The sequence below is a fragment of the Streptomyces sp. NBC_00667 genome (assembly GCF_036226825.1).
Taxonomy (GTDB): Bacteria; Actinomycetota; Actinomycetes; order Streptomycetales; family Streptomycetaceae; genus Streptomyces.
Genome location: NZ_CP109022.1, coordinates 4,002,726 through 4,021,524, shown reverse-complemented (window position 1 = coordinate 4,021,524; position 18,799 = coordinate 4,002,726). Strand labels below are relative to the sequence as shown.

The window sequence follows — 18,799 nt, the reverse complement described above, 5'->3', positions numbered from 1 at the left end:
CCCCGGACCTGGACGCCCCGGGCCCGCACGCGCCGGGACCGCACGCCCCGGGCCGGAATCCGCCCCCGGCCGCCGTCAGAACTCCGCCGTCACCTCGTCGTCGGAGCGGCCGACGGAGTCCTGTTCGTACTGCCGCTCGTACGCCTGGCGGATCCGCTCGATGCGCACGCTGCGGTCGTCGGCCTCCCGCTCCGGGTAGAGCAGCACCACCTCGTACGACGTCTCGTGGACGATCGTCCCGTCCTTGCCGCGCCACTGGCCGTGTGCGTCCTGGACGGTGAGCCCCTCGGGGAAGGCGGGGGTCACCTCGCGGTCGATGAAGTGGTTGAACTCCGCCTCGGTGACCGGGCTCTGACCGCCGGGCCGCGCGGTGCCGAAGTAGAGCCGGGTCTCCTGGTAGGAGTGCCCGACATGGGGGTGCAGGGCCGCCCCGAGCAGGGCCGGGAGCCCCGCGCCCAGCAGGGCGATGAGGACTCCGCCGCCGACCTTGCCACGTGTATTCGATGTCCAGTTCACGCCCCGTGAACGACGGGACGCGTTGATCGTTGCGCCCGGGGCGCCCGATAGGGTCACTGCGGTTCGGCTGCAGGGGGCGGTCGCGTGGGGTACCGGGGTGGGCATGGGCGACGGCGAGTGGCGCGTGGGCGAGGCGCAGGGCGGCCGGCTCGCCGCCCGGTGGTGGAAGTGGGCCCTCTCGGCGCCGCAGGACCAGAGCCCGGTCGCCGATACGACGGGGCGCAACGCCGGGTGGCGCCAGCCCGACGACCTCTGGTTCCTCGCGGGCACGTACGGCGGCCGGGTGGTGCGGCGGTGCAGCGTCCCGGCGGCCCGTCCGCTGTTCTTCCCGGTGCTGAACACCCAGCGCAGGGCGGTGCCGTTCGTGACCAAGCCGTGGGCGCTCTCCGTGGCGCGCGCGTCGGCGGCGCTGAACAGCACTCCGCTGACGGTGCGCGAGTACAGCTCCAGGACCTTCCACGCGGGGGGCACTCCGCGGGTGGCCTGGGGGCTGTGGTGCGGCCTCACCCCGCTGCCGCCGGGCCAGTTCGTGCTGGAGATCGACGCTGCCACGACGAACGGCTTCCGCGTCGACACGACGTACCACCTGACGGTGACGCAGCCGGGGAAGTAGCCGCCGTCGGCCGCTCGGCGGGGCGCTTGCACCGCGCCGCTCCTCGCTCGCGGACATGCGAAGAGACCCCCGCCCCCTACGTTTCCGTAGAAGGCGAGGGTCTCACTCGCGTGGCGGCGCCAGGGTTCGAACCTGGGTAGGCTGAGCCGGCAGATTTACAGTCTGCTCCCTTTGGCCACTCGGGCACACCGCCATGGGATGTTGCCGTTTTTCCGCCTTGCGGCGGCGCTCCGTGGCAACGACGTAAACAATACCCGATGCCCGGGGGTGCTTCGCCACCGGATTGATCAGCACCGCACGGGGGCGCGGTGGCTAGGCTTTGCGGAGCGGTCCGGGGATGTCCGGCCGCGGCCCCACGGGGCACAGCCAGCCGATTTCAAGGAGCCACAGCACATGGCCGACTCCAGTTTCGACATCGTCTCGAAGGTCGAGCGGCAGGAGGTCGACAACGCCCTCAACCAGGCCGCCAAGGAGCTTTCGCAGCGCTACGACTTCAAGGGCACGGGCGCCTCGATCGCCTGGTCCGGCGAGAAGATCCTCATGGAGGCGAACTCCGAGGAGCGCGTGAAGGCCATCCTCGACGTCTTCGAGACCAAGCTGGTCAAGCGTGGAATCTCGCTCAAGGCGCTGGACGCCGGCGAGCCGCAGCTGTCCGGCAAGGAGTACAAGATCTTCGCGACGATCGAGGAGGGCATCTCCCAGGAGAACGCCAAGAAGGTCGCGAAGATCATCCGGGACGAGGGGCCCAAGGGCGTCAAGGCGCAGGTCCAGGGCGAGGAACTGCGCGTCAGCTCCAAGAGCCGCGACGACCTCCAGACCGTCCAGGCGCTCCTCAAGGGCAAGGACCTGGACTTCGCGATCCAGTTCGTGAACTACCGCTGATCCGGGTCCGCGAGCCGCGCATGCGCTTCTAGCGAGCCGGCAGGGCACAACGGGGGCACACCGCCGAAGGCCGAGGACCGCCTCGACGGCTGCCCGCGTTGTGCCCTCGCCGTTTCTCCGCCCCGTTTCCCCGCGCGGTGTCCCCCGCACGGTGTCCCCCCGTACCCGGGGGCGGGGCTCTCGGGTGGGGTGCGCCGGGCGTGAGCGGCGCGTGCTCCGCCAGGGCTCCCGGTGGTCACTAGGCACCGGCTCGTGCGCCCGTCACGCTGAGTGCCATTCGTCACCGCGTGACAGGGGGACTCGCATGCCCGGGACCGGCACGTTCCGCGAAGACTTCGGGGCGTCCGTGGTCGTCGCGCTCGTCGCGCTGCCCCTCTGTGTGGGGGTGGCCGTCGCTTCCGGCGTGCCGGCCGAGCTGGGCATGGTCACCGGGGTCGTCGGCGGGCTGCTGACCGGCTGGTTCCGCGGGAGCTCGCTCCAGGTCAGCGGGCCGGCGGCGGGGCTGACCGTCCTCGTCTACGAGGCGGTGCAGGCGTACGGTCTGCCCGCGCTCGGGGCGCTGGTGGCTGCTGCCGGGGTGATGCAGCTGGGCATGGGGCTGCTGCGGTTCGGGCGGTGGTTCCGGGCGATCTCGGTCGCCGTGGTGCACGGGATGCTGGCCGGGATCGGCCTCGTGCTGATCGCCGGGCAGCTCTACGCCCTGGGCGGCGTACGGGCCCCGGCGAAGACCCTCGACAAGCTGGCGGGGACCGCCGCGTTGGGCTCGCAGGGCGACTGGGTGGCCGTGGCGCTCGGGGTCGGGACCATCGGCGTTCTCGTGGCGTGGCGCCGGCTGCCGGCCCGGCTGCGGCTCGTACCCGGGGCGCTGGTCGGGGTGGCCGCGGCCACCGCGACGGCCGCGCTGTTCGGGCTGCCGGTCGAACGGGTACGGGTGACGGGCGTACTGGACGCGGTGTCGCTGCCCCGCTGGGAAGACGCCGGGGCGCTGGCTTCCGTCGGGGCGTTCGGGACCGTGGTGGCGCTCGCGCTGATCGCCTCCGCGGAGACCCTGTTCAGTGCGGCGGCGGTGGACCGGATGCATGACGGGCCCCGCACCGACTACGACCGGGAACTGGTGGCCCAAGGCGTGGGCAACCTGACGTGTGGGCTGCTCGGGGCGCTGCCGATGACGGCCGTGATCGTACGCAGCGCCACCAACGTGGAGGCCGGGGCGCGGACCCGGGCGTCCAGGGTCCTGCACGGTGGCTGGCTCCTGCTGTTCTGCGTGGCCTTCCCCCGGGCGCTGGAGGCGGTACCGCTGGCCGCGCTCGCCGGGGTGCTGCTGCACGCGGGGTGGAAGCTGCTCCGGGTCAAGGTGCTCGCCGCCCTGTGGCGGACCCACCGGGGCGAGGCGGTGGTCCTGGTGGCGACGGCCGGCGCGATCGTGGCCACCAACCTCTTCGAGGGCGTGCTGGTCGGGCTGGGCCTGGCGGTGGCCAAGGCGGCGTGGGAGACCTCCCAGCTGCACATCGAGGAGGTCTGGGAGGCGGAAGGGGACGTGCTGTGCGTGCGGATGGTCGGGACCGCCAGCTTCCTGCGGCTGCCCAAGCTGCTGGACTCCCTGGACGGTCTGCCGCCGGGCCAGCCGGTGCGGCTCGACCGCAGTGGCCTGCGGCATCTGGACCACGCCTGTCTGACCGCCCTCGACGGATGGGAGAGGCAGCGCCCGCCGCTCCCGCCGCTCCCGCGGCCCCGGAACGTCAGCTAACGGCCGGACGCGGGGCGGTCACATACGGGAGCTCTCACTGGATCGCGATCGCGAACATCTGCGCGTGGGCTCTGTATTCAGGCGTCAAGGAGCGGGCCGCGGCAGCGGCAAGGGAGTGGGGACGGCGATCCATGCCGCGCGGGGGCGGGGCGGGCACACCGGTTGAGGGCCGATCAGGTCAGGGCGCGCCGGGGCGGAGGGCGCGGCCGGACGCGGCCTGCCGGGCGGCCGGCGCGGGACCGGGTACCGGTTTCCGGCAAGGCCGTTGAGGACCCTGCGTACGCCCGGGCGGAGTTGGGTCGTCGGTGTGGAAGTTGCTGCGGCAACTTCTGTGCTTCGTCCATGCATTCATCGTGCACCACCCCACTGACAAGCGCCCCGGCCTGTGGATAACCACGAGGCGAAGCCGCTACCGGGAGGCGAAGGGGGCGTCCGTCGGGACGATCTCGCGGCCCAGCGGGAGCAGGGAGAGCGGGACCATCTTGAAGTTGGCGATGCCGAACGGGATGCCGATGATCGTGACGCACAGGGCGAGGCCCGTGACGATGTGGCTGATGGCCAGCCACCAGCCGGCCAGGACGAGCCACAGCACGTTGCCGACGCATGAGGCGGCGCCGGCGTCGCGGCGCTCGACGGTGGTGTAGCCGAAGGGCCACAGGGCGTACAGCGCGATGCGGAAGGCGGCGATCCCGAAGGGAATGCCGATGATGGTGACGCAGAGGATCAGGCCCGCGAGGCAGTAGCCCAGGAACAGCCACACGCCGCTGAGTACGAGCCAAATGACGTTCAGAACGGTCTTCACTGGGTCCGGCCTGCCATCTGTTCGAGCCGGGCGATGCGCTCGGCCATCGGGGGGTGCGTGGAGAACATCTTGGACAGTCCCTGGCCGGGACGGAAGGGGTTGGCGATCATCATGTGGCTCGCCGTCTCCAGTCGGGGCTCGGGCGGCAGCGGAAGCTGCCTGGTGCCCGCGTCGAGCTTGCGCAGGGCGCTGGCCAGCGCCAACGGGTCTCCGGTCAGCTGGGCGCCGGAGGCGTCCGCCTCGTATTCGCGCGAGCGGCTGATCGCGAGCTGGATCACGGATGCGGCCAGCGGGCCCAGGATCATGACCAGCAGCATGCCGAGGATGCCGGGCCCCTCCTCGTCGTCGGAGCGCCCGACCGGGATCAGCCAGGCGAAGTTCACCAGGAACATGATCACGGAGGCGAGGGCCCCGGCGACCGAGGAGATGAGGATGTCCCGGTTGTAGACGTGGCTCAGCTCGTGGCCGATGACGCCGCGCAGCTCGCGCTCGTCGAGGATGCGCAGGATGCCCTCGGTGCAGCACACGGCGGCGTTGCGCGGGTTGCGGCCGGTGGCGAAGGCGTTGGGGGCTTCGGTGGGCGAGATGTAGAGCCGGGGCATCGGCTGGCGCGCGGAGGTGGAGAGCTCGCGCACCATGCGGTAGAGGGCGGGGGCCTCGAACTCGCTGACGGGACGGGCGCGCATCGCGCGTAGAGCCAGCTTGTCGCTGTTCCAGTACGCGTACGCGTTCGTCCCGAGCGCGATGAGGACGGCGACGATCAGGCCGGTCCGTCCGAAGAAGCTTCCGATGACGATGATGAGTGCCGACAGCCCGCCGAGGAGTACGGCGGTCTTCAGCCCGTTGTGCCGGCGGTGCACGGTACGCCCTCCAAATGGTGCGGCAGGGGGAACCCGTCCGGGATCTGTGGAACAAAGGGTCTTCCGGTCCAGTGGACCCTCCCTTCCTGGTCAACGCGAGGTGAACGCGCCAGGTTCCCGGGCCGCGCCCCGGCGGACCGCCCCGGCGGGCGGGCAGGCCGGGGCGGCATGCGGCGTTGCTCCGTACGGGTTGCCGCACGAGCGCGGGCCGCGCGGGATCACACGTGCGGCCCGCGCGGGCCACCACGAGGCGGGCCGGCGCGGGCCACTGCCGCACCGGGCGGGCGGGGCGACCGGCGGGATGGGCGGCCCCGGCTACTGCGGGAACAGACTGCCCGACGCGAAGCGCAGCACCAGCTGCGGCGCCCCCGAGAGGATCAGGGCGGTGACCCCGGTGAGCAGGATCGCGACGGTGACGGGCCAGGGCGCCGGGGCGGTGGTGCGCGCCTGGTCCGCGGCGGCGGGGCGGAAGAGCAGGGCCGTCCAGCGCAGGTAGTAGTACAGGGCGATGACCACATTGACGGCCATGACCACGGCCAGCCACCCCAGACCCGCGTCGATCGCGGCCCGGAAGACGGTGACCTTGGCGAACAGGCCGATGATGCCCGGCGGCAGGCCGGCCAGGCAGAGCAGGAAGAAGGCCAGCGTCAGGGCGGCGAGCGGGCGCTCGGCGTACAGCCCGCGGTAGTCGTCGATCCGGTGCAGCGGCTTCGTACGGGCCGCCAGCGCGGCCACGGCGAAGGCGCCGAGGTTCACGGCGCCGTACATGAGCGCGTAGGCGACGGTGGAGCCGATCTGGTCGCGCTCGGCGTACGCGGCGGCGGCGATCGGCACGAGCAGGTAGCCGGCCTGTCCGACCGAGGACCAGGCGAGCAGCCGTACGGCGCTGTTCGCGCGGTCGGCGGACTGGCGCAGGGCGGCGACGTTGCCGACGGTCATGGTGAGGGCGGCGAGGACGGCGAGCGCCGGGCCCCAGATGTCGGAGTACGCCGGGAAAGCGATCACGGTGACCAGGATCAGGCCGGTGAAGCCGACGGCCTTGCCGATGACCGAGAGGTAGCCGGCGATGGGCAGGGGCGCGCCGACGTAGGTGTCGGGGACCCAGAAGTGGAAGGGGACGGCGGCCGTTTTGAAGGCGAAGCCGACGAGGGTGAGGGCGACGCCCGCCATGGCGAGGGTGGTGAGCTGCGCGGGGACGTCTTCGAGGCGGTCGGCGACCTGGGTGAGGTGCAGGGAGCCGGTGACGGCGTAGACGAAGCTGACGCCGAGCAGCGACACGGCCGTGGCGGTGACGGAGGACAGGAAGAACTTGAGGGCGGCCTCGGAGGAGAGCCGGTCGCCGCGGCGCATGCCGACGAGGGCGAAGGCGGGCAGCGAGGCGACTTCGAGGGCGACGATGAGGGTGGCGAGGTCGCGGGCGGCGGGCAGCAGGGCCGCGCCGGCGGCGGAGGAGAGCAGCAGGAACCAGTATTCGCCCGCGGGCATGCGCATCTCGTCGACGGCGGTCAGCGACAGCAGGGCCGTGACGAGGGCGCCGGCCAGGACGAGGAACTGGATGACGAGCGTGAAGTGGTCGGCGGTGTAACTGCACGCGCCGACATCGCCGGCGAGGCAGAAGGTGGCGCGGTCGCCGGCGCGCAGCGGCAGCAGGGTGGCGGTCGCGGCGGCGAGTCCGGCGACGGAGAGCCAGCCGAGGAGCGGCTTGTGCCTCTGCGCTGTGAACAGGTCGGCGACGAGTACGACCAGGGCGACGGCGGCGGGGATCACGACGGGGGCGATCGCGAGCCAGTCGACGGACTGGACGAGGCTGGGCGCGGCCGGGCCGGGGGCCGTGGCGGCCGCGACGGACAGGACCGTCATGAGTTGCCTCCTGCGAGGAGCTTCTGGACGGCCGGGTCGGTGAGGCCGAGGAGGACGGCGGGCCACAGGCCGGCGAGGACGGTGAGGGCGACGAGCGGGGTCCAGGCGGCGAATTCGTAGTGCTGGACGTCGGCCAGGGAGAGCTCGGGGCCTTCCTTCGGGTCGCCCATGCACACCCGCCGTACGACGATCAGAAGGTATGCGGCGGTGAGCAGCGTGCCGAAGGCGCCGACGGCCATGTACGTCAGGAAGGCCGGACGGGACAGGCCCGCGGCCGGGTCGAACGCGCCGAACAAGGCCAGCATCTCGCCCCAGAAACCGGCCAGGCCGGGCAGGCCGAGGGAGGCGACGGCGGCGAAGGCGAGCAGCGCGCCGAGGCGGGGGGCGCGGCCGTACAGGGCGGCACCGGTGGCTCCGGCGAGGGTGTCGAGGTCGGCGGTGCCGTAGCGGTCCTTGAGCGCGCCGACCAGGAAGAAGAGCAGGCCGGTGATCAGGCCGTGGGCGATGTTGGCGAAGAGCGCGCCGTTGACGCCGGTGGGGGTCATGGACGCGATGCCGAGGAGCACGAAGCCCATGTGGCCGACGGAGGAGTACGCGATGAGGCGCTTGAGGTCGCCCTTGTTGCCCTTGCGGGTCAGCGCGAGGCAGGCGAGGGACCCGTAGACGATGCCGATGGCGGCGAACGCCCCGAGGTAGGGGGCGAAGGTGTGCATGCCGTCGGGGGTGACCGGGAGCAGGATGCGTACGAACCCGTACGTGCCCATCTTGAGCAGTACGCCCGCGAGGAGGACGGAGCCGACGGTGGGCGCTGCGGTGTGGGCGTCCGGCAGCCAGCTGTGCAGCGGCCACATCGGGGTCTTCACGGCGAGGCCGATGCCGATGGCGAGCACGGCCAGCAGCTGGGTGGTGTGGGTCAGTCCGCGGCCGTTGTCAGAGGCGAGTGCCACCATGTCGAACGTGCCGCTGTTCAGTCCGATCAGCAGCAGACCGAGCAGCATGACCACGGATCCGAGGAGGGTGTAGAGGATGAACTTCCAGGCGGCTGCCTGCCGCTGAGCACCGCCCCAGCGGGCGATGAGGAAGTACATGGGGATGAGGACCATCTCGAAGGCGAGGAAGAACAGCAGCAGGTCGAGGACGGCGAAGGTCGCGAGGGTGCCGGACTCCAGGACGAGGAGCAGTGCGACGAAGGCCTTCGGGGAAGGGCCGTCGGGGAGCTTGAAGTAGCTGTAGAGCGCGCACAGGAAGAACAGCAGCGCGGTCATCAGGAGGAGGGGGAGCGAGATGCCGTCGACGCCGAGGTGGATCCGGATGTTCAGCGCCTGGATCCAGCTGATGTCCGTCGTCGCCTGGAAGCGGGACGGGGTGTCGTGGTCGAAGCCCGCGGCGAGGGCGATCGCCGCGGCGAGGATCACGCCGGTGACGGTCACGCCGTGGCGCAGCACGGCCTGTTCGGGGCTCTTCCCCCTGAGCCCGGGCGGGGCGGGCAGCAGGGCCGCGACGGCGCCGAGGAGCGGTGCGGCCACGATGAACGCCAGAAGGAACTGCATCACGGACGGGCTGATATCAATCACGGCTGGCTCACGGCTCACGATCCGGCGTTGACGTTGGCGATGACGGCGGTGGCGATGGCCAGGACCACGGCGCCGGCGAGCAGGGCGCTCAGGTAGCTCTGCACGTTGCCGGTCTGGGCGCGGCGTACGAGGAGGCCGAGCAGCCGGGGGCCGGCGCCCGCGCCGGTGACGTACGTGTCCACCACCTCGCGGTCGAGGAAGCGGACCAGGCTCGCGGCGCCGCGGACGGGGCGCACGAAGAGCCGGGCGTAGACGGCGTCGAGGTGGAAGCCGTCGGCGGCGTGGCGGAACAGCGGGCCGAGGAGGGCCTTGCCGGGGTCGGGGGCGGGACCGGCGGGCACGGCCGGGTGGTCGTGGGTGACCTCGGCGACCTCGGGGGTCTCGGCGGCCGACTCCGCGGCGGTGGCGGCGGCGGGCACCGCGGTCGCATCGGAGGGGGCTCCGGCGGCGGCCTTGGCGGTGGCGCGCTGCCACAGGCCGTAGGTGAGCAGGGCTCCGATGAGTGCGGCGCCGGTGCCGAGGAGGGAGGTCGTCACGGTCGGGGTGAGCCGGCGGCCGTCGAACCAGTCGGCGATCGGTCCGGCGGCGAGGCCGAAGCCGATCGACGGGATCGCCAGCAGCCACAGCACGCCGGTCATGGCGAAGGGTTCCCTGCCGTGGTCGGGGGCGGCGGCGCCCCGGCCGCGGAAGGCCATCAGCCACAGGCGGGTGGCGTAGCCGGCGGTGAGCAGGGCGGTCAGCACACCGGCGACCAGGACGACCCAGCCGGCGGTACTGGGCGCGACGTCGGAGTGGCCGCCGGCGGCGTGTTCGGCGGCGACGAGGACGGCTTCCTTGGAGAAGAAGCCGGCGAAGGGCGGGATCGCGGCGAGCGCGAGGAGCGCGATCGTCATGGTCCAGAAGGCGTCGGGGATGCGCTTGGCCAGGCCGTCCATGCGGGACATGGCGGCCAGGGAGTTCGTCCCGGCGGCGTGGATGATGACGCCCGCGCCGAGGAAGAGGAGTGCCTTGAAGGCGCCGTGGGACAGGAGGTGGAAGATGGCGGCCCCGCGGTCGCCGACGGCCAGGGCCCCGATCATGTAGCCGAGCTGGCCGACGGTGGAGTAGGCCAGGACGCGTTTGATGTCGTCCTGCGCCAGGGCGGCGAGGCCCGAGCCGACCATCGTGACGGCCGCCATGACGGCCATGACCACCAGCGCGGCCCGGGAGGCCGCGAAGACGGGCAGGAGTCGGGCGATGAAGTAGACACCGGCGGCGACCATCGTCGCCGCGTGGATCAGGGCGGAGACCGGGGTGGGGCCCGCCATGGCGTCGGGGAGCCAGGTGTGCAGCGGGAACTGCGCGGACTTGCCGGCGACTCCGGCCAGCAGGAGCAGCGCGATCAGCGTCGGGTGGCTCAGGCCCCCGGAGGCGACGGCGCCCAGGATCTTGGTGATCCGGAAGGAGCCCGCGTCGGCGGCGAGGGCGAACAGGCCGATGAGGAAGGGCACGTCGCCGAGCTTGGTGACGAGGAAGGCCTTGAGGGAGGCGGAGCGGGCCGCCTCGGTCTCCCAGTAGTGGCCGACCAGGAAGTACGAGCAGATGCCCATGACCTCCCAGCCGACCAGCAGGACCATCAGGTCGCCGGAGTAGACGACGAGCAGCATGGCGGAGGTGAACAGGGAGACCAGAGCCGCGTACGACGGGTAGCGCGGGTCGTCGCGCAGGTAGGCCGTCGAGTAGATCTGCACGCAGGTGGCGACGACCCCGACGAGGACGGCGACCAGCACGGCGAAGCCGTCGAGGTAGAGGGAGAGGTCGATCGGCACGGAGCCGGTCGGGGTCAGTTCGGTGGCGGTGTCGATCGCCTTGCCGCCGCCCTGGCGGACGGCGACGAGCACGGCCAGTACGGCGGTGCCCAGCGTCGGCAGCACGGCCAGCGGCCGGACGAACCCGGGGGCACGGCGGCCCGAGAGGAGTCCGGCGACTGCGCTCAGGAAGGGGAGGAGGGGGACGAGGACCGCGAGGGTCGTGGTGCTCACGCGGTGACCTCGCTCTGCTGGTTCGCGGCGGTGGAGGAGTCGGGGGCGGCCGGGGGCTCGTGGCCTTCGGCGGTGTCGCGCAGCCGGTCGATGTCCGAGGTGCCCCGGTTGCGGTACACCATCAGCACGATCGCGAGACCGATGCCGATCTCGGCGGCGGCGATGGCGATGGTGAACAGGGTGAGGGCCTGGCCGGCGTGGAGGGTGTCGCGCATCCAGACGTCGAAGGCCACCAGGTTGAGGTTGACGGCGTTGAGCATCAGCTCGACGGACATCAGGACCAGGATGGCGTTGCGGCGGGCGAGCACTCCGTACAGGCCGGTGCAGAACAGCAGCGCCGCGAGCACGGCGGGGTAGGCGAGGTGCATCAGCGCGGCCCCTTGTCGGTGGGGCGGTGGGCCGCGGGGCGGGTGCCGGCGGCGCGGGGGGCGGCCGGCCCGGGGTCGCCCGGGCCGGAGTGGCCCGGGTCTGTCCTGCGGGAGAGCACGATGGCGCCGATCAGGGCGGCGAGGAGCAGGACGGACAGCGCCTCGAAGGGCAGCACCCAGTGCCGGAAGAGGATCTCTCCGGAGACCTTGGTGGAGCCCTGGACGGGGCCGTCGAGGTCGATCCAGGTGGTGCGGAAGGCGTCGACGACGACCCACACCAGCGCGGCGGCGGCGACCACGGCGACACCGACCGCGACCGGGCGGTTGCGGGAGTCGGAGTCCGGGGACGGGCCGATGGGGGCCTTGGTGAGCATCAGCCCGAAGAGCAGGAGGACGATCACGGAACCGAGGTAGATCAGTACCTGGACCCAGGCGATGAACTCGGCGGTCAGCAGCAGGTACTCGACGGCGATCCCGCCGAGCGCGACGACCAGCCACAGGGCGGCGTGCACGAGCTGCTTGGTCGTCACGGTGACGGCGGCCGCGCCGAGGGTGGCGAGGCCGACGAGGGCGAAGGCGATCTCGACACCGGTCGGGGACAGGAAACCCGGTCCCGTCGTCGCGGCCAGGGTGAGGACGGCGGGGCTGAGGACGGCGGGGCTCACGCGTCTGCCTCCGGCGTGCTGTCGGCGCCCGGTTCGGCAGCGGGCTCGGTGGTGGTCGGCTCGGCGGCAGCCGCGGCAGCAGCAGCGGCCGCGGCGGCAGCAGCTTCGGCCTTCTCCACCGCCTTGCGGGCGGCGGCGACTTCCTTCGGCTCCTCGGCGGCCGGGTCCAGGGCGGGCGGGGCCGGCACGGTCCACATCCATTCGCGCAGCTTGTCGCGCTCGTGGGTGAGTTCCAGGATGTCCGTCTCCGCGTACTCGAACTCCGGCGACCAGAACAGGGCGTCGAAGGGGCACACCTCGATGCAGATGCCGCAGTACATGCAGAGGGAGAAGTCGATGGCGAAACGGTCGAGGACGTTGCGGCTGCGCTCGCGGCCGCCGGGGGCGGCGGCCGGCACCGTCTCCTTGTGGGAGTCGATGTAGATGCACCAGTCGGGGCACTCACGTGCGCACAGCATGCAGACTGTGCAGTTCTCCTCGAACAGGCCGATGACCCCACGGCTGCGGGGCGGGAGCTCGGGCTGCACGTCGGGGTACTGGGCGGTGTGCGAGCGCTTCGTCATCGTGCGCAGGGTGACGGCCAGCCCCTTGGCGAGGCCGGAACCGGGGATGGGGGGCATTACTGGATCGCCACCTTCACGATGCCGGTGAGCGCGATCTGGGCGAGCGCGAGGGGGATGAGTACGGTCCAGGCGAGCTTCTGGAGCTGGTCCTCGCGCAGTCGCGGGTAGCTCACGCGGAGCCAGATCACCACGAAGGCGAGGACCGCGACCTTGAGGAGGGTCCAGACCCAACCGAGGCCGTCGGCGCCGAAGGGGCCGTGCCAGCCACCGAGGAACAGGACGGTGGTCAGGGCGCAGAGGACGACGATGCCGGCGTACTCGGCGAGCAGGAACAGCGCGAAGCGCAGGCCGGTGTACTCGGTGTACGCGCCGAAGATGATCTCGGAGTCGGCGACGGGCATGTCGAAGGGGGGCCGCTGGAGTTCGGCGAGGCCGGCGGTGAAGAAGACGACGGCGCCGACGATCTGCCAGGGCAGCCACCACCACTGGAACTCTTCGAGGATGCCGGGCAGGGACACGGTCCCGGCGGCCATGGCGACCGAGGCGGCCGCGAGCAGCATGGGCAGCTCGTACGCGAGGAGCTGGGCGGCGGTGCGCAGGCCGCCGAGCAGGGAGAACTTGTTGGCGGAGGCCCAGCCGGCCATCAGGCTGCCGAGTACGCCGACGCCCATGACCGCGAGCGCGAAGAAGAGCCCGGCGTCGATGACCTGGCCGACGGCGCCCTTGCCGGGGCCGAGGGGGATCACGATGAGGACGAGGAGGTACGGGAGCAGCGCGACGGCGGGGGCGAGCTGGAAGATCCGGCGGTCGGCGTTGGCCGGGACGACGTCTTCCTTCTGCGCGAACTTCACTCCGTCCGCGACGAGCTGTGCCCAGCCGTGGAAGCCGCCGGCGTACATGGGGCCGAGGCGGCCCTGCATGTGGGCCATGACCTTGTGCTCGGTCTGGCCGACGACGAGCGGGAGCACGAGGAAGACGGCGAAGACGAGGACCAGGCGCAGGGCGACGTCGAGTACGTCGTTCACGCGTCGCCTCCATCGTGGTGGTCGGGGGTGGTGCCGTCGGACGGGTCGTCCGCGGCGGGCTCGGGCGGAACGGGGTCGTCCGCGGCGGGCTCGGGCGGAACGGGGTCGCCTGCCGCGGGCTTCGGCGGGGCCGGGTCCTGTGCCGCGGGCTTCGGCGGGGCCGGGTCCTGTGCCGCGGGCTTCGGCGGGGCCGGGTCCTGTGCCGCGGGCTTCGGCGGGGCCGGGTCCTGTGCCGCGGGCTTCGGCGGGGCCGGGTCTTCGAAGGCGGGCTTCGGGTCGTGCCACGGAGCGTCTCGGCCGGCCGGCGGCTTCGCGGTGGGGGTCTCCGCCCCCGGCGCGGGCACCTGCCCGGCGGCAGGGCTGCCCTCGCCGGGCGGGGTCGCCTGGCTCGCCGAGCCCTGTGACACCGAACGCGTACGGCGGGCCGGGCGCGGGGCCGGGGCCTCGGCCGGAGCGCCCTCCACCGGGGTCGCCTGGCTCGCCGAGCCCTCCGACACCGAACGCGTACGGCGGGGTGCGCGGGGCGGCGCGGCGTCGGCGGGGGCGTCCGTGGACGCCGGGCCCGGACGGCGGGTCGGGGCGCCGGCGCGGGGGGTGCGGGCCGGCCGGGCAGGGGCCGGCGGGAGCTGGCCCTTGAGCGGGCCCCAGTCGTTCGGGTCGGGCACTCCCGGCGGCAGCATCTGCCGCCGCTTCGGCGCGTCCGGGTCGTGTGCCTCGCCCGGCTCCTTGGCACCCGGCCACGCCTTGGCCACGCGCGCCGCCAGGACGAAGTCCTTGCGCAGCGGGTGGCCCTCGAAGTTCTCGGGAAGCAGCAGCGGCACCAGGTGCGGGTGGTCGGTGAAGGTCACCCCGAACATCTCGAAGGTCTCCCGCTCGTGCCACTCCGCGCCCGCGTAGACCGCGACCGCCGACGGCAGCGACGGCGCCGCGTGCGGAACCGTCGTCCGCAGCAGGAGGCGACGTACCCGGTGGCCCTCCAGCGCGACGACGTGCGCGCAGATCCGCAAGCCCGTGCCCGGCTCGTCCACCGCGCTCAGCCAGTCGAAGTAGGTGCAGCCCAGCTTGTCGCGGGCGATCTCCAGCGCCGGGATCCAGGATCCGACGGGCACGTCGACCGTGAGGACGTCGTACGCGGACGAGCCGACGGCCTCGGCTCCGAAGACCGTCGGGGCGGCGTCGGGCAGGGTGTCGTAGAGGTTCACTTCCCCGCCCCCTCGGCGGCGGGCGGCGCGACCAGGCCGCTGGTGAGCTGGGCGACCGAGGAGCCGGCGGTGGCGTAGCGGTCGGCGAGCGACTCCCTGGCGATCTTCTCCTGGAGCTTGAGGATCCCCTGGAGCAGCGCCTCGGGACGCGGCGGGCAGCCGGGGACGTAGACGTCGACGGGGATGATCTGGTCGACGCCCTTCGTCACCGCGTACGAGTCCCAGTAGGGGCCCCCGCAGTTGGAGCAGGCACCGAAGGAGATGACGTACTTCGGCTCCGGCATCTGCTCGTAGAGCCGCTTGACGGCCGGGGCCATCTTGTCCGTGACGGTCCCGGAGACGATCATCAGGTCCGCCTGGCGCGGGCCGGGCGCGAACGGGATGACGCCGAGCCGGATGAAGTCGTGCCGGGCCATCGACGCGGCGATGAACTCGATCGCGCAGCAGGCCAGGCCGAAGTTGAAGACCCACAGGCTGTACCGGCGGCCCCAGTTGAGGACCACCTTCATGGGTTCGGGGGCCAGCCGGGAGAGCACGCCCAGCCTCTTCGGCTCCGGCAGGAGCTCCGGGACGGTCACGGCCGGGCCAACGGCCGGTGTGGGGGCGGGTGTCACGTCCATTCGAGGACGCCCTTCTTGTACGCGTAGAGCAGGCCGACGGCCAGGAAGCCCAGGAAGACGAACATCTCCACGAGCGTCGTGGCGCCGTAACCGGCGGCGGCGAAGACCGTCGCCCACGGGAAGAGGAAGATCGAGTCGACGGCGAAGATGACGTAGAGGAAGGCGTAGACGTAGTAGCGGACCTGGGTGTGCGCCCAGCCCTCGCCCACCGGGTCCACGCCGCATTCGTACGTCAGCAGCTTTTCGGGGGTGGGGACCACGGGCCGCAGCAGACGGCCGGCGCCGAAGGCCACGGCGACGAAGAGCACGCCGAGTACGGCGAGCAGGCCGACGACCGAATAGCTTCGGAAGTAGTCCGCCGCGAGCTCGTTTACGGTCGATACCGTTGGGTCGGGCACGTCCGTTCCTCGCTCCTCGGCCACTGTCGACGATCTGGATGATCTGGTACGCACGGGAGTCTAGAGCCTGGGCCACGGCGGGTGGGGTTATCCCCCGTTCACCGCGGGCGGGCCACCCCATGGCATCGGGAGTGCGCAGTTGGCAGGCTGTGGCGCATGGACGCCAGCAGCCGCACCCCAGATGACGACCGCCCTCCCCGAGTCCGGGGCCCCTTCGACGCCTCGACGTGGAGGGAGATCGCGTACCTGCTGATCAATCTGCCGGTGGCGTTGATCGGTTTTGTTTACACGGTTGTCATGGTTGCGGCGACGGGTGCGCTGTCCGTGACCGTGGTCGGACTGCCGTTGCTCGTGTGTGGTCTGTGGGGAGCACGGCAGCTCGGGAAGCCGGAGCGCGCGCGGGCGCGGACGCTGCTCGGGATACGGGTGGACGAGCCGACGCCGATACCGGGGCCGGGACGGTCCGGCGGGTTCTTCCCCTGGCTGTGGACGGGCATCAAGGATCCGGTGGCCTGGCGGACCGTGCTGTACGCGCTGGTCCGGCTGCCGTGGGGACTGCTGACTTTCAGTATCGCGCTGGTCGGGCTGTTCGTGCTGTGGCCGGTGCTGCCGTGGCTGGTGCGCGCCCTGGCCAATGCGGACCGGGCGATGGTACGGGGCCTGCTGTCGCCGTCCGACGGGCTGGAGCGGCGCATCGCGGAGCTGGAGTCCGGGCGGGGGGTGGTCGTGGACACGGCCGCCGCCGACCTGAGGCGGATCGAACGGGACCTGCACGACGGGGCGCAGGCGCGGCTGGTGGCGCTGGCCATGGGGCTGGGCCTGGCGAAGGAGAAGCTGCTGGAGGACCCGGACGCGGCGGCGGCCATGGTGGACGAGGCGCACGGGGAAGTGAAGATCGCCCTCCAGGAGCTGCGGGACCTCGCGCGCGGGATCCATCCGGCGGTGCTGACGGACCGGGGGCTGGACGCGGCGCTGTCGTCGGTGGCGTCGCGGTGTCTGGTGCCGGTGGACGTGGCGGTGGACCTGCCGGGGCGGCCGGCGGCGGCGATCGAGGGGATCGCGTACTTCGTGGTGTCGGAGCTGCTGCAGAACGTGAGCAAGCACGCGGGGGCCGGGGCGGCGAGCGTGGAGGTGTGGCGGGCCGACGGCCACCGCGGTGGGGGCCGGCTGCTGCTGAGGGTGTCGGACGACGGGCGGGGCGGAGCCGATCCCCTGGCCGGGGGTGGGTCGGGGCTGGGGGGGCTCGCCGAGCGGGTGGGGGCGGTGGACGGGGTGTTCGTGGTGGACTCGCCGCCCGGCGGGGGGACCGTGGTGACGGCGGAGCTGCCGTGGCGGGACCGCGAGGCGTAGGCCGCCGGCGGTTGGCGGGCGGTTGCGCTGCCCTGCCGGGCCGGGTTCCGTGCGGCGCCGCTGCGCTGCGGGGCCGGGTTCCGTGCGGCGCCGCTGCGCTGCGCGGAACCCGGCTGCGCCGGGCTTTCTGGGGCTCCGCCCCAGGCCCCGCGCCTCAAACGCCGGCGGGGCTGGAATGGCTCGGCGGGGCCGGGATGTAGCCCGGGGCTGGAGTCGGCTCGGCCATGACGGGCCGTATCCCCGGGCTGGAGCCGGCTCGGCCGGGCCAGGACGCACCCCCGGGGCTGGAGTCGGCTCGGCCGGGGGGTGGGGTTAACCCCCCGGGGGACAGGCCCACGTGCCGGATGGTTTGGGCAGGTGGGCGGCGGGAGGCTGGGGGTACCGAGAAGACACGGAGGGGTGGGGACATGGCCGGCGGCAGTGGGGTGTGGCGAGTGGTGCGGGGGCCCGTGGCGGGGCGGACCTGGAAGGAGTTCGGGTACCTGATCACCGGGTTCCCGCTGGCGTTGCTGTACTTCGGGCTCACCGTCGCCGGGCTGAGCATCGGCGCCGGGTTGCTGGTCACCTTCCTCGGGGTGCCCGTGCTGGCCGGGGTGCTCGCGATGGGCCGGGGCTTCGGCCGGGTGGAGCGGGCCCGGGTGCGCGGGCTGCTGGGCGGACGGCTCGGGGAGCCGGCGCCGATCCGGGCCCGCAAGCCGGGGGCGTTCGCCGCCATGGGGGCCGTGCTCAAGAGCGGGAGTGCCTGGCGGCACGTCCTGTACCCGGTGCTGCACTTCCCCTGGGCGATGTTCGGGTTCACCCTGGCACTGGTGTTCTGGGCGTGCGGTTGGGCCATGCTGCTCTATCCCCTGTACTTCTGGGTCTTCCCGGCCTTCACCGACCAGCCCGGGCTGATCGTCTTCCAGAACGACAGCTACGCCTTCTACCTGGACTCCCCCGCGGCCATCGCCGCCACCGCCGCGGCCGGCCTCGCCCTCACCCTCGCCACCCCGTGGGTGATCCGCGCCCTGACCACCGTCGACCGCGTCCTGGTGACCTCCCTCCTCGGCCCGTCCCGCCTGGACAGCCGCGTCAGCGAGCTGGAGTCCGACCGCGGTGCGGTCGTGGACACGGCCGCCGCCGACCTGCGCCGGATCGAGCGCGACCTGCACGACGGGGCCCAGGCGCGTCTGGCGGCCCTGGCCATGGATCTCGGGCTGGCCAAGGAGAAGCTGGCCGAGGACCCGCGGAGCGCCGCCCGGATGGTGGACGAGGCGCACGGCGAGGTGAAGATCGCCCTCCAGGAGCTGCGGGACCTGGCCCGCGGGATCCATCCGGCCGTCCTCACCGACCGGGGCCTCGATGCGGCGCTGTCCTCGGTGGCCGCGCGGTGCGCGGTACCGGTGAAGGTGGCGGTGGAGCTGCCGGAGCGGCCGTCGGCCTCGGTCGAGGGGATCGCGTACTTCACCGTCTCGGAGCTGCTCCGGAACATCAGCAAGCACGCGCGGGCCCGTAGCGCGAGCGTCGACGTGTGGCGGTCGGGGGACCGGCTGCTGCTCCAGGTGAGCGATGACGGCCGGGGCGGTGCGGACGCACGGGCGGGGACGGGGCTCGCGGGGCTCGCCGGGCGGCTGGACGCGGTGGACGGGGCGCTGGCCGTCGACTCCCCCGCCGGCGGGGGCACGACCGTGACCGCCGAGGTGCCCTGGCGCGCGTAGCCGGTCGGAGAATTCCCCACTTGGCCCGGACTCCTC

General features: G+C 72.6%; 18 protein-coding genes and 1 tRNA gene. 5 read left to right on the top strand and 14 right to left on the bottom strand.

Annotated features, from left to right (window positions below; translation table 11 throughout):
- Positions 1-75 precede the first annotated feature (75 nt).
- Entirely contained in the window at positions 76-516 is a 441-nt protein-coding gene (locus OHA81_RS18745; protein WP_329197452.1) for a DUF3574 domain-containing protein, read from the bottom strand.
- A 103-nt stretch (positions 517-619) separates the two neighbouring features.
- On the opposite strand from OHA81_RS18745, the gene OHA81_RS18740 reads away from it, so the two are divergent.
- On the top strand, positions 620-1,129 hold the full coding sequence (locus OHA81_RS18740; RefSeq protein WP_329197450.1) for a hypothetical protein: 510 nt from the start codon (positions 620-622) through the stop codon (positions 1,127-1,129).
- A gap of 111 nt (positions 1,130-1,240) precedes the next feature.
- Here the strand turns inward: OHA81_RS18740 and OHA81_RS18735 are convergent.
- Positions 1,241-1,322: transfer RNA gene (locus OHA81_RS18735), tRNA-Tyr, on the bottom strand.
- 200 nt (positions 1,323-1,522) lie between these two features.
- Here OHA81_RS18735 and OHA81_RS18730 point away from each other — a divergent pair.
- On the top strand, positions 1,523-2,011 hold the full coding sequence (locus OHA81_RS18730; protein ID WP_329197449.1) for a YajQ family cyclic di-GMP-binding protein: 489 nt from the start codon (positions 1,523-1,525) through the stop codon (positions 2,009-2,011).
- Positions 2,012-2,315: 304 nt separating this feature from the next.
- Complete coding sequence (locus tag OHA81_RS18725; RefSeq protein WP_329197447.1) at positions 2,316-3,758, top strand: SulP family inorganic anion transporter; 1,443 nt, start codon at positions 2,316-2,318, stop codon at positions 3,756-3,758.
- A gap of 409 nt (positions 3,759-4,167) precedes the next feature.
- On the opposite strand, the gene OHA81_RS18720 is transcribed toward OHA81_RS18725, so the two are convergent.
- The 12 genes from OHA81_RS18720 to OHA81_RS18665 form a co-directional block, all read right to left on the bottom strand.
- A complete protein-coding gene (locus OHA81_RS18720; RefSeq protein ID WP_329197446.1) occupies positions 4,168-4,560 on the bottom strand; it encodes a YccF domain-containing protein in 393 nt (130 codons plus the stop codon).
- Positions 4,557-5,420: a zinc metalloprotease HtpX gene (htpX, locus tag OHA81_RS18715; protein ID WP_329197444.1), complete on the bottom strand. Its 864-nt coding sequence runs from the start codon at positions 5,418-5,420 to the stop codon at positions 4,557-4,559. Before htpX ends, OHA81_RS18720 begins: the two co-directional genes overlap by 4 nt.
- A 315-nt stretch (positions 5,421-5,735) precedes the next feature.
- Positions 5,736-7,280, bottom strand: a complete 1,545-nt coding sequence (locus OHA81_RS18710) for an NADH-quinone oxidoreductase subunit N (protein WP_329197442.1) — start codon at positions 7,278-7,280, stop codon at positions 5,736-5,738.
- On the bottom strand, positions 7,277-8,830 hold the full coding sequence (locus OHA81_RS18705) for a complex I subunit 4 family protein (RefSeq protein ID WP_329202376.1): 1,554 nt from the start codon (positions 8,828-8,830) through the stop codon (positions 7,277-7,279). The genes OHA81_RS18710 and OHA81_RS18705 overlap by 4 nt, the downstream gene beginning before the upstream one ends.
- A gap of 38 nt (positions 8,831-8,868) precedes the next feature.
- A complete protein-coding gene (locus tag OHA81_RS18700) occupies positions 8,869-10,875 on the bottom strand; it encodes an NADH-quinone oxidoreductase subunit 5 family protein (protein WP_329197440.1) in 2,007 nt (668 codons plus the stop codon).
- Positions 10,872-11,243, bottom strand: coding sequence for an NADH-quinone oxidoreductase subunit NuoK (gene nuoK, locus OHA81_RS18695; protein ID WP_329197438.1), 372 nt, complete (start codon positions 11,241-11,243; stop codon positions 10,872-10,874). Before nuoK ends, OHA81_RS18700 begins: the two co-directional genes overlap by 4 nt.
- Positions 11,243-11,908 carry an NADH-quinone oxidoreductase subunit J family protein gene (locus OHA81_RS18690; RefSeq protein ID WP_329197435.1) on the bottom strand — a complete coding sequence of 222 codons (666 nt, stop codon included), beginning with the start codon at positions 11,906-11,908 and terminating at the stop codon, positions 11,243-11,245. The genes nuoK and OHA81_RS18690 overlap by 1 nt, the downstream gene beginning before the upstream one ends.
- Positions 11,905-12,528: a NuoI/complex I 23 kDa subunit family protein gene (locus tag OHA81_RS18685; protein ID WP_329197433.1), complete on the bottom strand. Its 624-nt coding sequence runs from the start codon at positions 12,526-12,528 to the stop codon at positions 11,905-11,907. The genes OHA81_RS18690 and OHA81_RS18685 overlap by 4 nt, the downstream gene beginning before the upstream one ends.
- Entirely contained in the window at positions 12,528-13,496 is a 969-nt protein-coding gene (locus OHA81_RS18680) for a complex I subunit 1/NuoH family protein (RefSeq protein ID WP_329197431.1), read from the bottom strand. The genes OHA81_RS18685 and OHA81_RS18680 overlap by 1 nt, the downstream gene beginning before the upstream one ends.
- Positions 13,493-14,698: an NADH-quinone oxidoreductase subunit C gene (locus OHA81_RS18675; protein WP_329197430.1), complete on the bottom strand. Its 1,206-nt coding sequence runs from the start codon at positions 14,696-14,698 to the stop codon at positions 13,493-13,495. Before OHA81_RS18675 ends, OHA81_RS18680 begins: the two co-directional genes overlap by 4 nt.
- Entirely contained in the window at positions 14,695-15,318 is a 624-nt protein-coding gene (locus OHA81_RS18670; RefSeq protein WP_329197429.1) for an NADH-quinone oxidoreductase subunit B, read from the bottom strand. Before OHA81_RS18670 ends, OHA81_RS18675 begins: the two co-directional genes overlap by 4 nt.
- Complete coding sequence (locus tag OHA81_RS18665) at positions 15,309-15,716, bottom strand: NADH-quinone oxidoreductase subunit A (protein ID WP_329197427.1); 408 nt, start codon at positions 15,714-15,716, stop codon at positions 15,309-15,311. Before OHA81_RS18665 ends, OHA81_RS18670 begins: the two co-directional genes overlap by 10 nt.
- A gap of 156 nt (positions 15,717-15,872) precedes the next feature.
- Here OHA81_RS18665 and OHA81_RS18660 point away from each other — a divergent pair, with 156 nt between their 5' ends.
- Both OHA81_RS18660 and OHA81_RS18655 read left to right on the top strand, forming a co-directional pair.
- Positions 15,873-17,066, top strand: coding sequence for a sensor histidine kinase (locus OHA81_RS18660; protein ID WP_329197426.1), 1,194 nt, complete (start codon positions 15,873-15,875; stop codon positions 17,064-17,066).
- A 407-nt stretch (positions 17,067-17,473) separates the two neighbouring features.
- Positions 17,474-18,763, top strand: coding sequence for a sensor histidine kinase (locus tag OHA81_RS18655; RefSeq protein ID WP_329197424.1), 1,290 nt, complete (start codon positions 17,474-17,476; stop codon positions 18,761-18,763).
- The last annotated feature ends 36 nt before the right edge of the window (positions 18,764-18,799 follow it).